General features: G+C 38.5%; 21 protein-coding genes and 1 tRNA gene. 2 read left to right on the plus strand and 20 right to left on the minus strand.

The window, feature by feature from the left end:
- Positions 1–151: 151 nt before the first annotated feature.
- Positions 152–742 carry a PepSY domain-containing protein gene (locus tag DKZ56_RS11600; protein WP_208650134.1) on the minus strand — a complete coding sequence of 197 codons (591 nt, stop codon included), beginning with the start codon at positions 740–742 and terminating at the stop codon, positions 152–154.
- A 342-nt stretch (positions 743–1,084) separates the two neighbouring features.
- Here DKZ56_RS11600 and DKZ56_RS11605 point away from each other — a divergent pair, with 342 nt between their 5' ends.
- Positions 1,085–1,639: a DJ-1/PfpI family protein gene (locus DKZ56_RS11605; protein ID WP_208650135.1), complete on the plus strand. Its 555-nt coding sequence runs from the start codon at positions 1,085–1,087 to the stop codon at positions 1,637–1,639.
- Between the two features lie 586 nt (positions 1,640–2,225).
- On the opposite strand, the gene DKZ56_RS11610 is transcribed toward DKZ56_RS11605, so the two are convergent.
- From DKZ56_RS11610 to DKZ56_RS11665, 12 genes are all read right to left on the minus strand, one after another.
- Complete coding sequence (locus DKZ56_RS11610; RefSeq protein WP_208650136.1) at positions 2,226–2,390, minus strand: hypothetical protein; 165 nt, start codon at positions 2,388–2,390, stop codon at positions 2,226–2,228.
- A 124-nt stretch (positions 2,391–2,514) separates the two neighbouring features.
- Positions 2,515–2,588: transfer RNA gene (locus DKZ56_RS11615), tRNA-Arg, on the minus strand.
- 107 nt (positions 2,589–2,695) lie between these two features.
- The gene (locus DKZ56_RS11620) at positions 2,696–3,199 is read right to left on the minus strand and encodes a metallophosphoesterase (RefSeq protein ID WP_208650137.1); all 504 of its coding nucleotides are present in this window, start codon (positions 3,197–3,199) and stop codon (positions 2,696–2,698) included.
- 159 nt (positions 3,200–3,358) lie between these two features.
- Positions 3,359–3,688 (minus strand): zinc ribbon domain-containing protein YjdM, encoded by a 330-nt coding sequence (locus DKZ56_RS11625; protein ID WP_208650138.1) that lies wholly within the window; start codon positions 3,686–3,688, stop codon positions 3,359–3,361.
- A gap of 95 nt (positions 3,689–3,783) precedes the next feature.
- Entirely contained in the window at positions 3,784–4,377 is a 594-nt protein-coding gene (locus DKZ56_RS11630) for an XTP/dITP diphosphatase (RefSeq protein WP_208650139.1), read from the minus strand.
- Positions 4,378–4,390: 13 nt separating this feature from the next.
- Positions 4,391–5,131, minus strand: a complete 741-nt coding sequence (gene rph, locus DKZ56_RS11635) for a ribonuclease PH (protein WP_208650140.1) — start codon at positions 5,129–5,131, stop codon at positions 4,391–4,393.
- A gap of 242 nt (positions 5,132–5,373) precedes the next feature.
- Positions 5,374–6,171 (minus strand): glutamate racemase, encoded by a 798-nt coding sequence (gene racE, locus DKZ56_RS11640; RefSeq protein WP_208650141.1) that lies wholly within the window; start codon positions 6,169–6,171, stop codon positions 5,374–5,376.
- 252 nt (positions 6,172–6,423) lie between these two features.
- On the minus strand, positions 6,424–6,645 hold the full coding sequence (locus DKZ56_RS11645) for a helix-turn-helix domain-containing protein (protein WP_016837203.1): 222 nt from the start codon (positions 6,643–6,645) through the stop codon (positions 6,424–6,426).
- A gap of 68 nt (positions 6,646–6,713) precedes the next feature.
- Positions 6,714–7,163 carry an acyl-CoA thioesterase gene (locus DKZ56_RS11650; RefSeq protein WP_208650142.1) on the minus strand — a complete coding sequence of 150 codons (450 nt, stop codon included), beginning with the start codon at positions 7,161–7,163 and terminating at the stop codon, positions 6,714–6,716.
- Between the two features lie 224 nt (positions 7,164–7,387).
- Positions 7,388–8,170, minus strand: coding sequence for a succinate dehydrogenase iron-sulfur subunit (sdhB, locus tag DKZ56_RS11655; protein ID WP_208650143.1), 783 nt, complete (start codon positions 8,168–8,170; stop codon positions 7,388–7,390).
- A 2-nt stretch (positions 8,171–8,172) separates the two neighbouring features.
- Positions 8,173–9,933: a succinate dehydrogenase flavoprotein subunit gene (gene sdhA, locus DKZ56_RS11660; RefSeq protein ID WP_208650144.1), complete on the minus strand. Its 1,761-nt coding sequence runs from the start codon at positions 9,931–9,933 to the stop codon at positions 8,173–8,175.
- 44 nt (positions 9,934–9,977) lie between these two features.
- Positions 9,978–10,583 (minus strand): succinate dehydrogenase cytochrome b558 subunit, encoded by a 606-nt coding sequence (locus DKZ56_RS11665; RefSeq protein WP_208650145.1) that lies wholly within the window; start codon positions 10,581–10,583, stop codon positions 9,978–9,980.
- 291 nt (positions 10,584–10,874) lie between these two features.
- Here DKZ56_RS11665 and DKZ56_RS11670 point away from each other — a divergent pair, with 291 nt between their 5' ends.
- A complete protein-coding gene (locus DKZ56_RS11670) occupies positions 10,875–11,291 on the plus strand; it encodes a YslB family protein (protein WP_208650146.1) in 417 nt (138 codons plus the stop codon).
- A gap of 22 nt (positions 11,292–11,313) precedes the next feature.
- On the opposite strand, the gene DKZ56_RS11675 is transcribed toward DKZ56_RS11670, so the two are convergent.
- The 7 genes from DKZ56_RS11675 to DKZ56_RS11705 form a co-directional block, all read right to left on the minus strand.
- Complete coding sequence (locus tag DKZ56_RS11675; RefSeq protein WP_208650147.1) at positions 11,314–12,540, minus strand: aspartate kinase; 1,227 nt, start codon at positions 12,538–12,540, stop codon at positions 11,314–11,316.
- 288 nt (positions 12,541–12,828) lie between these two features.
- Positions 12,829–14,616, minus strand: a complete 1,788-nt coding sequence (gene uvrC / locus DKZ56_RS11680; RefSeq protein WP_208650148.1) for an excinuclease ABC subunit UvrC — start codon at positions 14,614–14,616, stop codon at positions 12,829–12,831.
- 425 nt (positions 14,617–15,041) lie between these two features.
- On the minus strand, positions 15,042–15,356 hold the full coding sequence (gene trxA, locus DKZ56_RS11685; protein ID WP_208650149.1) for a thioredoxin: 315 nt from the start codon (positions 15,354–15,356) through the stop codon (positions 15,042–15,044).
- A 206-nt stretch (positions 15,357–15,562) separates the two neighbouring features.
- Positions 15,563–16,540: an electron transfer flavoprotein subunit alpha/FixB family protein gene (locus tag DKZ56_RS11690; RefSeq protein ID WP_208650150.1), complete on the minus strand. Its 978-nt coding sequence runs from the start codon at positions 16,538–16,540 to the stop codon at positions 15,563–15,565.
- A 74-nt stretch (positions 16,541–16,614) separates the two neighbouring features.
- Positions 16,615–17,388, minus strand: a complete 774-nt coding sequence (locus DKZ56_RS11695; protein ID WP_208650151.1) for an electron transfer flavoprotein subunit beta/FixA family protein — start codon at positions 17,386–17,388, stop codon at positions 16,615–16,617.
- Between the two features lie 22 nt (positions 17,389–17,410).
- Positions 17,411–18,181, minus strand: a complete 771-nt coding sequence (locus DKZ56_RS11700; protein WP_208650152.1) for an enoyl-CoA hydratase — start codon at positions 18,179–18,181, stop codon at positions 17,411–17,413.
- 12 nt (positions 18,182–18,193) lie between these two features.
- Positions 18,194–18,778, minus strand: a complete 585-nt coding sequence (locus DKZ56_RS11705; RefSeq protein WP_208650153.1) for a fatty acid metabolism transcriptional regulator FadR — start codon at positions 18,776–18,778, stop codon at positions 18,194–18,196.
- Between the last annotated feature and the right edge of the window lie 13 nt (positions 18,779–18,791).

The following is an 18,791-nucleotide window of genomic DNA, read 5'->3' on the forward strand; positions in this document are numbered from 1 at the left end:
TCAGAGGAGGGCCTGCGGAAAGCGTCCCCGGAACGGAAATCAATTTTAATAACATATCAAAAAAACATCATTTTCTCCTTGGAGAAAATGATGTTTTTTTAGATTTGTCCCAGCCTCATTAATATAATAATTTTGATAGGTTCCTACCTAATTAGTCATTCATTTCCACTTTTAAAATTTCACCTGTTGTTGCATCCACTTTGATTTCGATTTCATCGGCATTCTTTTTGTATTCAATTGAATATTGCGACTTTCCATTTTCCACTTCAAGAGACCAGCCTGTTGGAGTAAAGCCGTTCACTTCATCTTTAGCAGAAGCTTTTTCGATGGCTTCATTCGGCTCAATGATATTTGAAAAATCCAATGCTTCCTCGCGATCCCGGTTGGCTTCGACTTCATTTACCTTCATTTCTTTAGTCTCCGCATCAATTACCGCTTCATATTCATTTGCTGAATCAAAGCCGTCAATTTTATAATGAAGACCACCAAAACCGGAATCTAAATCAATGGATTCAATATTTGCATCTGGATAAGCTTCTAAAAATGTATCAACTGCTTCTTTCATTGATACCGTTGGATTCGTAATATCTACATTTGCATTTACTGCCGATTCATTTGTCGTGTTAACTTCCGTCTTTGTACTAACTTGATTGTTTGCATCATTATTATCCTTTGATTCATCGTTTAAGCACGCAGTCAACAACATGAGAGCAGCACTTGTAATGATGATTTTTTTGAACATATGTGCAACCTCCTTCAGCATAAAGTATTCGTAGTTTTTCGAAAATCATACAATGATTTCTAAATCTTCTAAATGAATATCAGACTATTTTCACTACTCATTATTTCTTCAAAAACTCATTGAACCCTATAAATATTTTGCCGAATTTCAAAATGGCTTCTTCTTAAAAAACGAATATTTTTCATTGGGTGAAAAACAATTGAGCCATAAACGACATATTAAATTCTATTTTAAATTACAAGAAATTATATCGAAATGGACTATCTCTACTCAAGAAAAAAGAGGATTATTTGGTTTTTTAGGGAATTAAATATATATCACATTCTTGAGGAGGGATTTTTAATGGGGAAAAAAGTTTTAATTCTTGCCGGTGATGCAGTAGAAGCGCTTGAGGTGTATTATCCATATTATCGTTGTTTAGAAGCTGGGTATGATGTAACAATTGCTGCACCATCTGCTAAAAAATTGCAAACAGTGGTGCATGATTTTGTCGATGGTGTCGACACGTATATTGAACGCCCAGCATATGGCTTACAGGCGCATGAAGCTTTCGAAAATATTAAACCTGAAGAATATGATGGCCTCATTATCCCAGGCGGCCGCGCGCCAGAGTACATCCGATTAAATGAATATGTTCCATCAATTGTTAAACACTTTTTTGAAGCAGGAAAACCCATTGCGGCCGTTTGCCATGCTGCACAAATTTTTGCCACAATTCCAGATGTTATTAAAGGCCGCGAGTTAACAGCATATATCGCCTGCAAACCAGAAGTGAAAGCAGCTGGCGGCACATATATCGATCAAAACCTTCACGTAGATCAAAACCTTGTCAGCGGACATGCTTGGCCAGATTTGCCAGGACTTATGAGGGAATTCATCGCTTTATTAGAAAAATAATAGTCGTCAAATCAAAATTCAGAAGAGGCTGGGACATCAACCAAAAATTATTGGGGTAGCTGAAAGAGTTTTGATAAACAATTGAACGAACGAAAAATGGATTGGAGTGACGGTGCGAGTTCCTGTCACGCACCCTTAGTCGCAAAGCAAAGCTTTCCTGCGACGAGCCCTCTCGATACCACGAGGAGCGAAGGAATGAATCAGAGGAGGCTCGAGCCGGGCCCGCAGAAAGCGTCCCCGGAACGGAAATCAATTTTTAATAACATATCAAAAAAACATCATTTTCTCTTTGGAGAAAGTGATGTTTTTTTAGATTTGTCCCACCAGCCTCATGTAGATACAATCTCAAAAGAAACGGAAGAATAATTAGCAGTCGTTGCTTAACTGACTGAAACCGCTGAAGATCGGTCTGCATCTGTAAAAGAATTACGCGAGTTAGTATATCATTTTTAAATATACACTTAATAAACTAGTTTATTAGAAGTGTATTGGATAGTGAAAACGTGTTCAATCCAAATGAGCGCAATCTGTTGATTTTATTTTATCGTTTACACCCGTATCTCGAATAAAGTAATTGACAATCAATTCATAATCGTAAATGACATCCACCTGCTTTAAGTTGACGAATGACAGTTTTTAACGCTGTTTCGATTTTGATTCCATCTCGTTTTTCTTCTTTCACCTTTTGATTGAGTTTAGGTATTAACGGATTATCAATTTTAACATCAAATATTCCTTTTCTTTTTGTCATGATAAATAAAAAAGCACCCCCAACCATAAATCATTTCACATGAATCAGTCAAATGACCGATTCCTGTAAAATGTACTCATGATTGAGAGTGCTTGATACGATTGGGATTAACCCACTTTTTTAGCGTCCCAGGAGGGATTCGAACCCCCGACCGACGGCTTAGAAGGCCGTTGCTCTATCCAGCTGAGCTACTGAGACATTTTGTTTTCCCAAAGGACAATATTTATTATATTAGCGTAGTGTAAAAATGTCAATGGATTTTTTTAATTTTTTTCGATGATTTTTCACACTACATTCTTCTAAAACTATTCCAAACGAAACTCTTTTTGAGCAATTTCTTCTCCATTGTCTGTATAAGCAGTGAATTTCCATAAATTGTCCTTAAACTCAATCACTGCGTAGCTTTTTTTATCTAATCCCCGAGGCTTTAATAAGCTGCCAGGGTTTACAAACATGGTGTTCTCGACAAGTTCTGCGCCTAGCACGTGAGAATGGCCGAAAAAGACTGCATCCGCTTCCACTTCTTTGGCTCGATAAAATAAATTCATCGTTGTCGATTTTACATTATACAAATGGCCATGGGTTACATAAATCTTTTTCCCTTCCACTTCAAAAAGTTCTTCTTCTGGAAATCGTTTATCTCGATCGCAATTCCCACGAACTCGTTTTACTCCTTCGAAATATGGATGCTTATAATCCAATTCACTATCTCCACAGTGTATCACAACATCCACTTCTGGATGGCGATTTTTTACCGTTTGAATGATTTCTGCATCTCCATGGGTATCACTCATAACTAATAACTTCATTGGCTTCACCCTTTTCTTTAAAAAAACATATTCCTAAATAAAATATTAATAAATATTTCAAAAAATGTAAAAGGTCATTTAATAATTTTGGACGCCTTAATGAGTTAGTAAATCCTGTTTTACCAAAAAAATAAAAAGAGGCTGCTTAAGCCCCTCTTCTTACGCTTTTTTCACAAATTCCGATTTCAACTTCATCCCGCCGAAACCGTCAATTTTACATTCAATATTATGATCCCCTTCCACTAATCGAATGTTTTTCACCTTTGTACCAATTTTTAAAGTGGAAGAGCTTCCTTTTACTTTCAAATCTTTGATAATTGTGATTGTATCGCCATCCTGCAGTATATTGCCGAATGCATCCTTTACAACCAATCCATTTTCTTCAGCCTGTTCATCATCAGTCCATTCATAGGCGCATACTGGACAAATGAATAAATTGCCGTCTTCATACGTATATTCGGAATTGCATTTTGGACAGTTTGGTATCATTTCATTTCCTCCATTTTTACAAGCATTCCTTAATAATATAATTAATACTTATGGAAATTTCAAATTTTTATAGAAATTTCCAAACTGTCCTTTTCTCACTTCAATACATTTGGCAATTCTTTTGTTAGCTTTCGAATGGCATTTCCACGGTGGGAAATGGCTCTTTTTTCTTCCGGTGTCAGTTCCGCCATTGTTTTGCCAAGCTCTGGTACATAAAAAATGGGATCGTATCCAAAACCATTTGTACCCCGTTTTTCATTTAAAATTTTCCCTTCGCAAGTGCCTAGGAAAGTTTGGGATTCAATATTTGGGCCGCTAATCGCGATGGCGCAAACAAAGCGGGCCGTGCGCTTTTGATCGGGCACACCTTTCAATTTTTCGAGCACCTTTTGAATATTTGCTTCATCATCATGATCTCCCGCATAACGGGCAGAATAGACCCCAGGTTCGCCTCCAAGGGCGTCGACTTCAAGGCCGCTATCATCAGCTATCACCAATTTTCCAAGGGCTTTTGAGAGCGTTTCTGCTTTAATTACAGCGTTTTCTTCAAAGGTCCTTCCCGTTTCTTCTATCTCCACATCGTTTGCAATATCTAGCATCGTTACAACTTCATAGCCCAATGGTTTGAAAATGGCTTTAAAATCTTTTGCTTTTCCTTTATTTTTTGTTGCAATGACGACTTGTTTCATGTTTCAGTCCCCTTTAGTTTTGAATGAGCTTTGCATCTTCGCCAAGCACTGATTTTTGGATTTCGATTAATTCCAGAATTCCTTTTTCCCCTAAATCAAGCAATGTATTTAATTCATCTCGGGAAAAGGTTGCTTCTTCTCCAGTGCCTTGAATTTCCACAAATCGGCCGTTTCCTGTCATCACTAGGTTCATATCCACCATTGCTTCAAAATCTTCCGCAAAGTTTAAATCCAACACAGGCCCAATCGTTTCAATGAAACCTACACTTGTTGCCGCTAGAAAATCGGTTACCGGAAATTTTTCAAAAGGTGATTCTTTATGGAGTTTTGCAAGAGCTTGCGTTAAAGCGACGAAAGCACCTGTAATAGAAGCAGTACGTGTACCGCCATCTGCCTGAATGACATCACAATCAATCCAAATTGTTTTTTCACCTAATGCTTCCAAATCCACAACCGCTCTTAAAGCTCGTCCAATCAAACGCTGAATTTCCATCGTCCGGCCGCTGATTTTGCCGCGGGATGCTTCGCGGACTGTTCGTTCTTGCGTCGCCCTTGGCAGCATGGAGTATTCCGCCGTAATCCATCCTTTGCCTTGGCCGCGAAGGAAGCTTGGCACCTTATCTTCCAATGTTGCGGTGCAAATCACTTTCGTATTTCCTACTTGTATTAACACAGAACCTTCTGGATGCATTAAATAATTTGTTTCGATTGTTACAGGTCTTAATTGATTTACTTCTCTTCCATCTACTCTCATGTACTTTCCTCCTAAAAATAATCGCCCATATATTAGCATACTTTTCCTTTAGAAAAAAGTCATTGCACATTTTTAATAATTTGTAGGCATACACTCTTTTATAGCTTGTAGCATTTTTCTACAAGTAAAAAAGCTCGAAAAGTACCTTTCGAGCTTTCTGTATTTCTCATGCAATTCGGTACCACCCAATGAACAAGCGCCATCATGTACCGAATTGCATGAGATTTTTAAGATGTAAACATTTATTTTAAATGGATTTTCCTTATATCCAAATGTTCCATTTCTAGCCAGTTTTCAGCAATTGAACGGAATATCGGCACTGAGCCGGTCACATAAAAAATGTGATGCGGTTTATTTTTTTCTGTTCGAAGTAAATTTTCATACATTAATCGTTCTTTTACCTCTTTTGCTGTTTCTTCGGCTGATGATAAAACTGTTATATTTGGTCCTACTACTTTTTCGATATGATGTTGAATCATTGGATAGTGAGTACAACCTAAAATGACTGTATCAAAACTTTTATTTTGAAGCGGCTTAAGACCATTTGCTACAAGCTCATAGGCAAATTGCCCTTCATATTCACCGCTTTCTACAAGCGGCACGAATGTCGGACAGGCAAGAGGAATGATTTTTGCCTTTGTGTTTAGCGAAAGAAGGGCACGTTCATATGCACCGCTTTTGATGGTTCCTTCTGTTGCAAGTACAACAATTTCATTGCGTCTTGTTTTTTTTACTGCTGCTCGGGCTCCTGCATTGATGACGCCCACAACCGGGATTGAAAGTTCTTTCCTTAATGCATCTAATGCAACAGCTGTTGCCGTATTACAAGCGATGACTAGCATTTTTATATGTTTTTTTTCTAAGGCTTTTGCTAGCTGCAAGGTAAAGGTAAGCACCTCATCCTTTTTTCGTGGGCCATAGGGGCACCTTGCTGTATCACCAATATAATAAATTACTTCATTCGGTAAAGCTTTCATAATTTGCTTTGCAACTGTTAAGCCGCCAACTCCTGAATCTAAAACGCCTATTGGGGCATTCACTTATTACCGCCTCTATCCTATTTCATTTGTTATAATATTTTATCTATTCTATTTTGACTTATTTCATTACTAAGCTCAACGATTCTTTATTATATACAAAGAAATAGGCAGAGACAATTTTTTCAACTGAATGCCGCCATCATCAATGCTAATTTGCCGGAATCCTATTGTTGTTAAACATTGAGTATTTTCATGTTTAGCGTTGTATGAAAACCAATTAATGAATAAAAATTCTACATCAACAGAATATTCTCAATGCAATGATAATTCATCCAGCCTTAGTAGTTCAATCAGTGCCTGTGATCTGCTGGAAACTCCCAGCTTTTGAATGGTGTTCGAGATATGATTTCTCACCGTTTTTTCACTGATGCCCAATTTTTGGGAAATTTCTTTCGTCGAATAATCTAAAATTAATAATTGAAATATTTCCCGCTCCCTTTTCGTTAGTAGCGAACGATGCTGCGGGCTACTCATAAGGCAACACCCTCCTATCTCCTCTCTATGTAAGGTATGTTAGGAGGGGGAATGCGGTGAGGGCATTTTCACGATTTCCCGAATAATATTGTTTTTTGTTCTTCCGTCCATGAAGCAGGTCTTCCAGTTTCTTTATTGATTTGCACTAAAGCCCCTCTGCCTGTCAAAACAATTTCATCTTTTTCATTTTTGACCATATAATGGATATCTATGGATGAATTTCCAACGCGAGCTGTCTTTACATAAATTCGCAATTTTTCGCCGTAATACACTTGCTTTAAATAATCGCATTGCAAATCCGCTGCGACTGGAATATATTTTTCATCAGGCGATCCCCAATTGCTTTTTACATTTAGCCATTTAAAATATTCAATGCGTGCATGTTCAAAGTAAGAAAAAGGCACCACATTATTCAAATGGCCATACATATCAACATCACCAAAGCGAACAATTTCTTCTGTGTAAAATTTAAATTCTTTCTCCCATTGCTTTAAATCTTCAATATAAGTTTCTTTCATTTTTCCATCCCCTTATTTTATTGATATAACAATTATAATTATACAATAGTTATTTCTTCACTTAAATGCATGAAAATGTCGAACTTTGTTGAAGGAAATGAAAAGACGAAAGAATGGTTCTTTATAGAAACACTTACTATACTATGCAAAAGTGAACATTTGGTTATAATGTTTCAATAAAAAACAGCCTAATCGAAAAATCGATTAGGCTGCCTTTCTTTATGTTAGTCTACCATATGGTCTGAACCGAAGAATTTACGGAACATATGAACAGTTGTTGCTCTGTTTAAAGAAGCAATAGATGTTGTCAAAGGAATTCCTTTTGGACAAGCTGCAACACAGTTTTGAGAGTTACCGCAGTTTGCAAGTCCACCTTCGCCCATAATGGCATCTAAACGTTCGTCTTTATTCATTGCACCTGTTGGGTGAGTGTTGAATAAACGTACTTGAGAAAGTGGTGCTGGTCCGATGAAGTTAGATTTCTCTGATACGTTAGGACAAGCTTCGAAGCACACACCGCAAGTCATACATTTTGACAATTCGTATGCCCATTGACGTTTGCGTTCAGGCATGCGTGGACCTTCACCTAAATCATAGCTTCCGTCGATTGGAATCCATGCTTTAACTTTTTTCAACGCATTGAACATGCGGCTGCGGTCAACTTGTAAGTCGCGCACAACTGGGAAAGTTTTCATTGGTTCTAGGCGAATTGGTTGTTCAAGTTGATCGACCAACGCAGAACAAGATTGACGTGGACGACCATTAATCACCATCGAACATGCACCACAAACTTCTTCGAGGCAGTTCATATCCCAAGTAACTGGTGTTGTAGCTTTTCCATCCGCAGTTACTGGATGTTGACGAATGTACATTAATGCCGAAATCACGTTCATACCCGGGCGATATGGTACTTCAAACTCTTCCCAGCGGCTTGCACCATTTGGATTATCTTGACGTAAAATTTTAAATCTTACTTTTTTTCCACTTTCCACTTGTTGTGTACTCATGATTAATTATCCCCTTTCGAAGAGTAGTCACGTTTACGAGGTGGAATTAATGATACGTCCACTTCTTGATAAGTAATAATTGGCTCTCCAGTAGATGGATCAAATTTCGCCATTGTTGTTTTTAAGAAGTTTTCATCGTCACGTTCTGGGAACTCTGGTTTATAGTGCGCTCCGCGTGATTCGTTACGCAATAATGCTCCTTTTGTAATTACACGTGCAAGATAAAGCATATTTTTCAACTGACGAGTAAAGTGTGCACCTTGGTTGCTCCATTTTTGAGTGTCGTGGATGTTGATATTTTCCCAACGCTCAAGCATGTCGCCAAGTGTGTCAAGAGTTTTTTGTAATCGATCGTTGTAACGCACAACTGTTACGTTGTCTGTCATCATTTCACCTAGTTCTTTATGAAGCAAGTATGCGTTTTCATTACCTTTGTCCATTTTTAGGATGTTATCCCATTTTTGTTGTTCTTGTTTTACATATTGATCATATAAAGATTGTGGTAAATCCTCTGCATGTCTTCTTAAGCCTTCCATGTATTTAACTGCGTTAGGTCCAGCAACCATACCGCCGTAAATCGCAGAAAGCAATGAGTTAGCACCTAAACGGTTTGCACCGTGTTGTGAATAGTCACATTCACCAGCAGCGAATAGACCAGGAATTTCAGTCATTTGATCGTAGTCTACCCATAATCCACCCATTGAGTAGTGAACTGCTGGGAAGATTTTCATTGGCACTTTACGTGGATCATCACCAACGAATTTTTCATAAATTTCGATGATACCACCAAGTTTAACGTCAAGTTCATGTGGATCTTTATGAGATAAATCTAGATATACGATGTTTTCACCGTTGATACCTAATTTTTGGTTTACGCACACATCGAAAATTTCGCGTGTCGCGATATCACGAGGTACCAAGTTACCGTATTTAGGATATTTTTCTTCTAGGAAATACCAAGGTTTACCATCTTTATAAGTCCAAATACGTCCACCTTCACCGCGAGCAGATTCACTCATTAAGCGGTTTTTGTCATCGCCAGGGATGGCAGTTGGGTGAATTTGGATGAACTCACCGTTCGCATAAGAAGCACCTTGTTGATATACGATTGATGCTGCAGAACCAGTGTTGATAACAGAGTTTGTTGATTTACCGAAAATGATACCAGGACCACCTGTTGCCATTACAACGGCATCAGAGCGGAATGCTTTGATTTCAGAAGTTTTTAAATCTTGCGCTACGATACCACGGCAAATTCCTTCATCGTCAAGAACAACGCCAAGGAATTCCCAGTGTTCGTATTTTGTTACTAAACCTTCTACTTCATAGCGACGAACTTGTTCATCTAGAGCATATAGCAATTGTTGCCCAGTTGTCGCACCTGCGAATGCAGTACGGTGATGCAATGTACCACCGAAACGACGGAAGTCAAGTAAACCTTCTGGAGTACGGTTGAACATAACTCCCATACGGTCGAACATGTGAATGATGCCAGGTGCTGCTTCACACATCGCTTTAACTGGTGGCTGGTTTGCTAAGAAGTCCCCACCGTAGATTGTATCGTCAAAGTGGATCCATGGAGAATCCCCTTCACCTTTTGTATTTACTGCACCATTAATTCCACCTTGCGCACATACTGAGTGTGAACGCTTAACAGGAACTAATGAGAATAATTCTACTTCAGTACCCATTTCGGCTGCTTTCATCGTTGCCATTAGCCCAGCTAAGCCGCCACCAACAACGATTAATTTCTTTTTAGCCATGATTCTTTTCACTCCTCTTTCTGATTGGATGTTCTATTTATTGATTAAGCGAATGCTAGAATTGCAGATATACCAATGATGCTGATGATTACAAAGAAAATCATTGAAAGCCAAGTGAACACTTTTTGTGAGTGTGGAGATTGTGTAATACCCCAGCTTACACAGAATGCCCATAAACCATTAGATAAGTGCAATGTAGCTGCAAGGATACCCACAATGTAGAATCCTAACATCCAAGGATTTGCAACGATTTCTTCCATCATATTGAAGTTTACTTCTGCACCTAAAGCTTTTTGGATGCGTGTTTGGAAAATGTGCCAAGCAATGAAGATTACTAGGAACACGCCAGTAATTCGTTGCAATAAGAACATCCAGTTACGGAATGTACTGAAGCGCTTGTTGTTTGGTGTTGCTGTAAAGGCAATGTAGATTCCATATAAACCATGGAATAAGATTGGAATGTAGATCACAATCCATTCAATTACGATTAGCAAAGGAATTTTGTCCATTCCTGCTACAAAATTGTTGTAAGCTTCTTCTCCTCTTGTTGCTGTAAAGTTTGCTAATAAGTGGAAAATTAAGAAGAGCCCTACAGGTATAACACCAAGTAATGAATGTAGTCGGCGCCAGTAAAATTCATTTTTTGCCAAGACTGATACCCCCTTAATAATGATAAAAATTGAGTAGTCAATAAGTCGTCACAAATTGTAAACGCTTTATGCATTGACTGTGGAACTCATAATGGTACAATATTATGACAAATTCATTGTACCCCCATGAACTAATACCGTCAAGGTTCGTTGTAAAGAATTATTGAAGTAAATATTTTTTAAAATTTTCTATAAAATTAACTTTTTTTCTTTCAATTAACATTTTTCTCTAATTTTTTATATTTCTACATGCTCATGAAAATGAAATTTTTAGAAAGAGGTTTTTTGTTTATGTCAACCACACAAGTTTCATTTCCTCTATTTGGCTACGAACTAATCAGAGATTATTTATTGCCTTCTATTTTAGGCAAGCATGAAAAAGATATCCTTTATTGGGCAGGAAAAGATTTGGCGCGCAAATTTCCATGCACCGACATTCCATTAATCATATCGTTTTTCCAAGATGCAGGTTGGGGTGATCTCACCCTTGAAAAAGAAACGAAAGATGGATTCATTTTTCATTTAACGAATGATCCACAACTATTAAAAATTAAAGAGCGGAATTTCCGATTAGAAGCTGGCTTCATAGCCGAACAAATTCAAAGCATCAACGGCTTTTTAGCTGAATGCTATGAAGAAAAAAAAGAACATCAAGAACAAGTTGTATTTACCGTAAAAATGGATTTAAAAGAAAAGGTGAAGGCTTAAGGGGCAAAATCGCCCCTTTTTTTCATATCAATTCTTCTAGAAGACCGAATTCATCGTGCAATGCATTGGCGGCATGAATCATATCATCTTGAGGTACGACAACGGAAACTTTAATTTCGGAAGTGGATACCATTTTCACAGGGATGTTTTCTTGATATAAACGGGCAAACATTCTTGCAGCTACCCCAGGATTGGATACCATTCCAGAGCCGACAATGGACACTTTTGCCAAGCCGACTTCAAAGTCCGCAAATTGGAAACCGAGTTCTTTTTTGTGATCTTCTAGCACTTTCACCGCATTGGCCAAATCTTCTTTTGCAATGGAAAATGAGATGGTTGGTTTTACTTCACTCATCACGGACTGTACAATAATATCGACATTCACATGATGCTTTGCGAGCGTATTGAATAAGTTCGCGAGGGAAGATTTTTCAAGCGATTCATAGCCGACTGTAAAACGGATAATATCAGTTTCATATGCAACGCCTCGAACAATTAAATTTTTCTCCATTTCAATCTCTCCCTTAATGAATGTGCCTCGAACATTTCTTGTACTCGATCGAACGATGATAGGAATTTCGAATTTTTTTGCTAATTCCACCGCTCTCGGATGAACAATATTTGAACCTAAATAAGACAACTCAAGCATTTCGTCATAGGTGATCTCTTTCAATTTACGGGCTCGCTTAATCTCAGTCGGATTCCCTGTATAAACTCCGTCAAGCTCCGTATAAATTTCCACCCGGTCTGCTCCAATACTTTTTGCAATCGCCACCGCTGTCGTATCTACTCCGCCTTCTCCAAGCAAAGTGATGTTATTTTCTTCATCAATCCCTTGTCCACCGGCTACAACGACAATTTCCCCTTTTTTAAACCTTTCAATAATGACATCTCCATTCACATCTTCAATGCGCGCATTCCCGCCCGTTTTGCGAGTGCTTTTAATTCCTAATTGCCAACCTGTCAGAGAAAGAGCTTTAAATCCTCTCTTCTGAATGGCAATGACCAGCAGGCTGCTCGCAATTTGCGCATTGGTTGAATGGATTGCATCCAATTCTCTTTCAGTTGGTCTATCGGATAAGGTATAAGCAATTTTATTTAAACTTCCATTGATTAATTCCGTTGATGGAACGACCGCTACGACATTGCGCCCAAATTTCTTTTCTTCAATCAACCTTTTTGCCGTTTCGCCAATTTGTTCAGGCGTAGATAAATTTTTTTCACTCAATTTCACTACCACATTGATCATCGCTACACTCCCCTTAATTCACAAAACAAATGAAGTTTCGTAGTTTATGACGAAAGAAAAAAGCAACTCTTCACAGGGTGGTGAAAAGCTGCCTCATTCTCCATTTTTTTGAGATAGCCCCCGAAATCATAAAGATTTTAATTGACTAATATTTTCAAAATGCATTGGAACCAACTCGGCAAGCTTTCCGTTCCCTAGCCTATTGAAAGTTCACTCAACAGCCGGGTACTTAGAATCTCGCACCACTTTCAGAAGATTTTCACTTTTTAAATTTACAATATCATACAGTTATTCCTTTGACAATGAGTCTTCATGGAAATAATGATAGATGGTTTCCGCCACCGCTTTCGGCATTTTGGCTTCCATTAATTCCTCCACCGTTGCCTCTTTGATTTTTTTGATGGAGCCAAAATGTTTTAATAACTGTTTCTTCCGCTTAGGGCCAACTCCTTCAATTTCATCAAGGGCCGATCGGAGGGAATGAGTTTGATGTTGTTGGCGCAAAAAGGTGATTGCAAAGCGGTGCACTTCATCTTGAATGCGCTGAAGAAGATAAAAAGCATCACTCGTTTTTTTCAATGGAACAGGAGCAGGTGGTTCGCCATATAAAAGCTCTGAAGTGCGGTGTCTTTCATCTTTTGCAAGCCCGGCTATCGGGATTGACAGCCCCAGTTCGTCTTCTAGCACTTCTCTTGCTACCTCTATTTGCCCTTTTCCACCGTCCACGATAATTAAGTCTGGGAGAGGCAAATTCTCCTTTAAAACGCGGATGTAGCGTCTTCGGATGACTTCCTGCATAGCGCCGTAATCATCGTGTTTTGCCGCCTCTTTCAATTTAAATTTGCGGTATTCCTTTTTGGCCGGCTTTCCATCAATAAATACAACCATAGCGCTGACCGGATCTGCTCCGTGCATATGGCTGTTGTCGAAGGCTTCAATGCGGTAAGGTGTGGAGATGCCCATAGCCTCGCCTAGTTGTTGGCAAGCACCAATGGTACGCTCTTCCTGTCGCTCAATTAATTGAAATTTCTCTTGAATGGCAAGCATGGCATTTTTCCTTGCCAGTTCAACCAATTCCTTCTTTTGTCCCCGCTTTGGCACGAGCACTTTTATATTTAAAAGTTTTTCTAAAATAGTTTTATCGACGTTATCTGGAATTAAAATTTCTTTTGGCTTAATATGTCCCGAATCATAAAATCTGCCGACAAATGTTAAAAATTCTTCTTCCGGATCACGGTAAATCGGGAAAATGGACACATCTCTTTCGATTAATTTTCCTTGCCGGACGAAAAAGACTTGAACGCACAACCATCCTTTTTCCACAGCATAGCCAAAGACGTCTCGATTCGTAAAATCTCCTGAAACGATTTTCTGCTTTTCCATCACCGTTTCGATATTTTGAATTTGATCGCGATATTCCTTCGCCCTCTCAAATTCAAGTTTTTCCGCGGCGTCCAACATCTTTTTCTCCAATTCTTTTTTCACTTCTTCATGTCCGCCATTTAAAAATTTCACGATTTCATTAGTCATGTCTTCATAGATTTTCGGGTCTATTTCTTTGACACATGGAGCCAAACATTGGCCTAAGTGATAATATAAACACACGCGGTCAGGCAGACGGTTGCATTTTCTTAATGGGTAAATTCGGTTTAACAGTTTCTTAGTTTCATTCGCTGCGGAAACATTTGGGTATGGTCCAAAATATTTGGCTTTATCTTTTTTTACTTTTCTTGTCGTCAAAATGCGGGGATATTTTTCGTTTGTAATTTTTATATAAGGATAACTTTTATCATCCTTCAGCATCACATTGTATTTCGGGTCATATTGTTTAATTAAATTCAATTCTAAAATTAACGCTTCCAAATCGCTGGAAGTAACAATATATTCAAAATCCTCAATTTCACTTACTAGAAGCTGCGTTTTGCCGTCATGGGAACCGGTAAAATAAGAGCGCACTCTATTTTTCAATACTTTTGCTTTCCCTACATAAATGACTGTTCCTTGCCTGTCTTTCATTAAATAGCATCCCGGCAATTCCGGCAAAAGAGCTAATTTATTTTGAATTGTTTGATTCATAAAATATCACCTTGCAATATATCAGCCTACTTATTATAAGTATATTATATGAATAGATGCTAATAAAAAGCGAGGAGTTTTCTCCCTCAGCATTTATTTCAAAGCAAAAAAAGGACTGGGACATAAATAAAAAATTATAGGGGCAGCTGAAAGTGTTTTGATAAAAAATTGATATTACTAAAAATTGATTGGAGTGACGGGGCAAATTTCTGTCGCGCACGCTTAGTCGCAATGCAAAGCTTTCCTGCGACGAGCCCTCTCGAGACCACGAGGAGTGAAGGAATGATTCAGAGGAGGCTCGATTCGGGTCCGCGGAAAGCGTTCCCCGGAACGGAAATCAATTTTTTATAACATATCAAAAAAACATCATTTTCTCTTTGGAGAAAATGATGTTTTTTTAGAGTTGTCCCAACCTCATCCAAAAATTATTTATTGTTGTTAATGAATTCAACTAAAGATTCTTTTGGTTGGAACCCAACCGTTTTTGCTACTAATTGACCGTCTTTAAATAATAATAAAGATGGAATGGACATAATTTGATATTCTGCAGCAGTTGCTGGGTTATTATCAACATCCACTTTCACAATTTTTACTTCTGAACCCATTTCTGCATCAAGTTCTTCTAATACTGGAGCAATCATTTTACAAGGTCCGCACCAAGCTGCCCAGAAGTCTACCAATACTAATCCTGATGAGATTTCTTGTGCAAAATTTTGATCAGTAGCATGTACAATTGCCATATAAATTCCTCCTTAATGTAACATCTTTTAGTAGTATAGCATGTCAAAAATTCAAAGTGTAGTAAAGAGTTTCAAGTTCTTGTAACGGTTGAGCAAAATTCAATTATTTTAAACCGTTCTTATTCATGGAATATATGATACACCATAAAACAACCACATCTCAAATAATTGAGATGTGGCATCATGCAAGTGTTTATTTTCCTAGATTATGAATTTACTTTTAACGCTTTTACTTCTTCAATTAATAGTGGAACTACTTCAAATAAGTCGCCGACAATTCCATAATCCGCAACTTTGAAGATGTTTGCTTCTGGATCTTTGTTAATGGCAACAATCACTTTGGAGTTGGACATACCTGCCAAGTGCTGGATTGCTCCAGAAATACCGCACGCAATATATAAATCAGGAGTTACCACTTTACCTGTTTGTCCGATTTGCATTGCATAATCGCAGTATCCTGCGTCACAAGCACCGCGGGAAGCACCTACAGCACCGCCTAATAAGTCGGCAAGCTCTTTCAACGGTTTGAATCCTTCAGCAGATTTCACACCGCGTCCGCCTGAAACGATGACTTTTGCTTCCGTCAAGTCAACGCCTGTTGTTGCGTTGCGGATTACTTCTTTCACGATTGTGCGCAAGTTTGTAATTTCCACAGAAAGAGAATCCACATTTCCTGTTCGGCTTGCATCTTTTTCAAGAGGTGCAATGTTGTTTGGACGAACAGTAATAAACACAAGACCTTCTTTAATTTTTACTTTTTCAAATGCTTTACCTGAATAGATTGGACGGATAAATAGCACATCATCGCCAGAGCCTTCAATTTCTGTCACATCAGAAACCAATGCTGCCTGCAAGCGGGAAGCCACTTTTGGCGCCAAGTCTTTTCCTAAAGCTGTGTGCCCGATGACAATTCCTTCAGGTTTTTCTTGTTCAATAATGGCAAGCAATCCTTGGCTGAAACCGTCAGATGTATAAGTTTTTAAGTGTGGATGTTCCACAACTACTGCACGATCTGCACCATAAGCGATTAATTCATTAGCAAGGTCTGCCACTCCATGGCCTAATAGGGCAGCTACCACTTCTCCACCGTCTGAGATTTGTTTTGCTGCTGCAATTGCTTCAAAGGAAACGTTGCGTAATGCACCGTCGCGAACTTCACCTAATACTAATATTTTCTTTGACATTGTACTCCCTCCATCACTGTACGAATCAAATTGTTCTATAACGCTACATTTCTACTATTTAATGAATAGACGAATTAAATGACTTTTGCTTCAGTATGCAGCAAGTTCACTAATTCTTTTACTTGATCTTTTAGCTCGCCTTGCAAGATGCGGCCAGCGGATTTTGCAGACGGTAAGTATACTTCCACAGTTTCAATTTTTGTTTCCACATCGTCTTCATCAATATCTAAATCGTCCAATTCCAATTCTTCCAGCGGTTTTTTCTTCGCTTTCATAATTCCAGGCAAAGAAGGATATCTTGGTTCATTTAATCCTTGTTGCGCTGTTACAAGCAGCGGCAAGCTTGTTTCAATAATTTCAGAATCTCCTTCTACATCGCGAACGATTTTTACGTTGTTTCCATCGATTTCAAGTTTTGTAATAGTTGTTACATAGTTAATGCCTAAAAGGTCGGCAACACGAGGTCCAGTTTGTCCAGAACCGCCGTCAATAGCCACATTTCCGGCTAAAATTAAATCCGGATCTTTATCTTTTAAATATTCTGCTAGAATATAAGCCGCACCAGCATGGTCCAACTCTTCCACATCATCTTCTGTATTGATTAAAACCGCTTCGTCTGCTCCCATGGCAAGGGCTGTACGAAGTTGTTTTTCAGCCTCATCATTGCCGATTGTAATCACTGTTACTTTTCCGCCATGTTGATCTCTAACTTGAATGGCTTCTTCAATGGCATATTCATCATATGGGTTAATAATGAATTCAGCGCCATCTTCTTGGATTTTTCCATCTTGAATCACGATTTTTTCTTCTGTATCAAAAGTTCGTTTCATTAGTACGAAAATGTTCATGTAAATAACCTCCTACAAATCATTATTTTCCGCTAAATGTCGGTTGTCGTTTTTCAATAAATGCTTGAATACCTTCTTTTGCATCTTCAGATTGGAAAACAATGCCGAATTGTTCTGCTTCAGCTTTAAGTCCATCCTCAAAAGATGCTTTACTATATTGCAATGCATGAATAGCTGATTTTAATGAAACCGGGCTCTTTTTGGCAATTTTTTTCGCCAATTCCAATGCTTGTCCCAATAATTCTTCTTGTGGCACAGCTTTGTTTGCAAGCCCCCACTCTACAGCTTCAATGCCTGTAATCGGCTCGCCTGTAAAAATCATTTCAGCAGCTTTTGCAGTTCCAACATAGCGAGGAAGTCTTTGCGTTCCTCCAAATCCGGGAATAATGCCAAGGTTCAATTCTGGAAGACCTAATTTTGCGTCTTCTGCTACATAGCGAATATGGCAGCTCATGGCAAGCTCCAACCCTCCGCCTAAAGCCGCACCGTGAATGGCTGCAATCACAGGTTTTGGAAAGGCTTCGATACGGTTAAACACGGTTTGTCCGTTTTCAGCAAGCGCAGCTGCCTGATCTGGAGAAGAGAGGCTTGTAAATTCTTTAATATCTGCTCCAGCGGAAAAGAAACGTCCTTCCCCGTGAAGTAAAACGACGCGAACATCGTCATTTTGCTCAATTTCATTCAATAATTCGTCCAATTCGCGGATGAGCTGCTGTGCAAGTGCATTGGCTGGTGGACGATGAATAGTTACAATGGCAACACCGTCTTCTGCTTTCCAACTTAGAAATTCCATGAAGACACTCCTTTATTTATTTTTTATCCCATTTAACAATAATTGCTTTACTTTAGGGATGTTATCTAAGAGGTTGTATCTAAAATCATTCATCACCCAAGTTGTAATCGTCTCATCAATTGTTCCAAAAACCATTTGCCGCGCTATTCTCACATCCATCGTTGGATTGAATTCGCCATTCATCATGCCTTCTATCAATATATTATCGAGAAGTTTCAAATATTCTTTTAAAATGGCATTTATTTTCAACCGAATTTCTTTATTGGATTGACGCAATTCTAATTGGGTAACCGTTGCAAGATAATGGTCGTTAGCAAGCACGTTAAAATGGTTATCAATCATTTTTGAGAGCTTATCTGTAGCACTGGACTCGGTTTTGATGATCTCTTTTAAATTTTCAATAAAGACGTTCATCTTCTCTTTAAACAATGAAATTAAAATATCCTCTTTATTTTTAAAATATAAGTAAATAGTCCCGTCTGCTACACCAGCTTGCTTTGCGATTTTCGAGATTTGCGTTTGATGGTAGCCATTTTCTGCAATGGCAATAACAGCAGCATCTATAATCTGCATATATTTTGGCTTATCTCGACTCATAGATGTTCACCAC

It is taken from the genome of Ureibacillus thermophilus (genome assembly GCF_004331915.1).
Taxonomy (GTDB): Bacteria; Bacillota; Bacilli; order Bacillales_A; family Planococcaceae; genus Ureibacillus; species Ureibacillus thermophilus.

Coding starts and splice junctions, on each gene's coding strand:
- DKZ56_RS11695 (WP_208650151.1), bottom strand. CDS start 17,388: ATGAACATTTTCGTACTAATGAAACGAACTTTTGATACAGAAGAAAAA.
- DKZ56_RS11625 (WP_208650138.1), bottom strand. CDS start 3,688: ATGATACCAAACTGTCCAAAATGCAATTCCGAATATACGTATGAAGAC.
- rph (WP_208650140.1), bottom strand. CDS start 5,131: ATGAGAGTAGATGGAAGAGAAGTAAATCAATTAAGACCTGTAACAATC.
- trxA (WP_208650149.1), bottom strand. CDS start 15,356: ATGGCAATTGTACATGCTACTGATCAAAATTTTGCACAAGAAATCTCA.
- uvrC (WP_208650148.1), bottom strand. CDS start 14,616: ATGAATCAAACAATTCAAAATAAATTAGCTCTTTTGCCGGAATTGCCG.
- DKZ56_RS11690 (WP_208650150.1), bottom strand. CDS start 16,540: ATGTCAAAGAAAATATTAGTATTAGGTGAAGTTCGCGACGGTGCATTA.
- DKZ56_RS11605 (WP_208650135.1), top strand. CDS start 1,085: ATGGGGAAAAAAGTTTTAATTCTTGCCGGTGATGCAGTAGAAGCGCTT.
- DKZ56_RS11670 (WP_208650146.1), top strand. CDS start 10,875: ATGTCAACCACACAAGTTTCATTTCCTCTATTTGGCTACGAACTAATC.
- DKZ56_RS11630 (WP_208650139.1), bottom strand. CDS start 4,377: ATGAAACAAGTCGTCATTGCAACAAAAAATAAAGGAAAAGCAAAAGAT.
- DKZ56_RS11700 (WP_208650152.1), bottom strand. CDS start 18,181: ATGGAATTTCTAAGTTGGAAAGCAGAAGACGGTGTTGCCATTGTAACT.
- DKZ56_RS11610 (WP_208650136.1), bottom strand. CDS start 2,390: ATGACAAAAAGAAAAGGAATATTTGATGTTAAAATTGATAATCCGTTA.
- sdhA (WP_208650144.1), bottom strand. CDS start 9,933: ATGGCTAAAAAGAAATTAATCGTTGTTGGTGGCGGCTTAGCTGGGCTA.
- DKZ56_RS11645 (WP_016837203.1), bottom strand. CDS start 6,645: ATGAGTAGCCCGCAGCATCGTTCGCTACTAACGAAAAGGGAGCGGGAA.
- DKZ56_RS11600 (WP_208650134.1), bottom strand. CDS start 742: ATGTTCAAAAAAATCATCATTACAAGTGCTGCTCTCATGTTGTTGACT.
- DKZ56_RS11675 (WP_208650147.1), bottom strand. CDS start 12,540: ATGATCAATGTGGTAGTGAAATTGAGTGAAAAAAATTTATCTACGCCT.
- sdhB (WP_208650143.1), bottom strand. CDS start 8,170: ATGAGTACACAACAAGTGGAAAGTGGAAAAAAAGTAAGATTTAAAATT.
- DKZ56_RS11650 (WP_208650142.1), bottom strand. CDS start 7,163: ATGAAAGAAACTTATATTGAAGATTTAAAGCAATGGGAGAAAGAATTT.
- DKZ56_RS11620 (WP_208650137.1), bottom strand. CDS start 3,199: ATGAAGTTATTAGTTATGAGTGATACCCATGGAGATGCAGAAATCATT.
- DKZ56_RS11705 (WP_208650153.1), bottom strand. CDS start 18,778: ATGAGTCGAGATAAGCCAAAATATATGCAGATTATAGATGCTGCTGTT.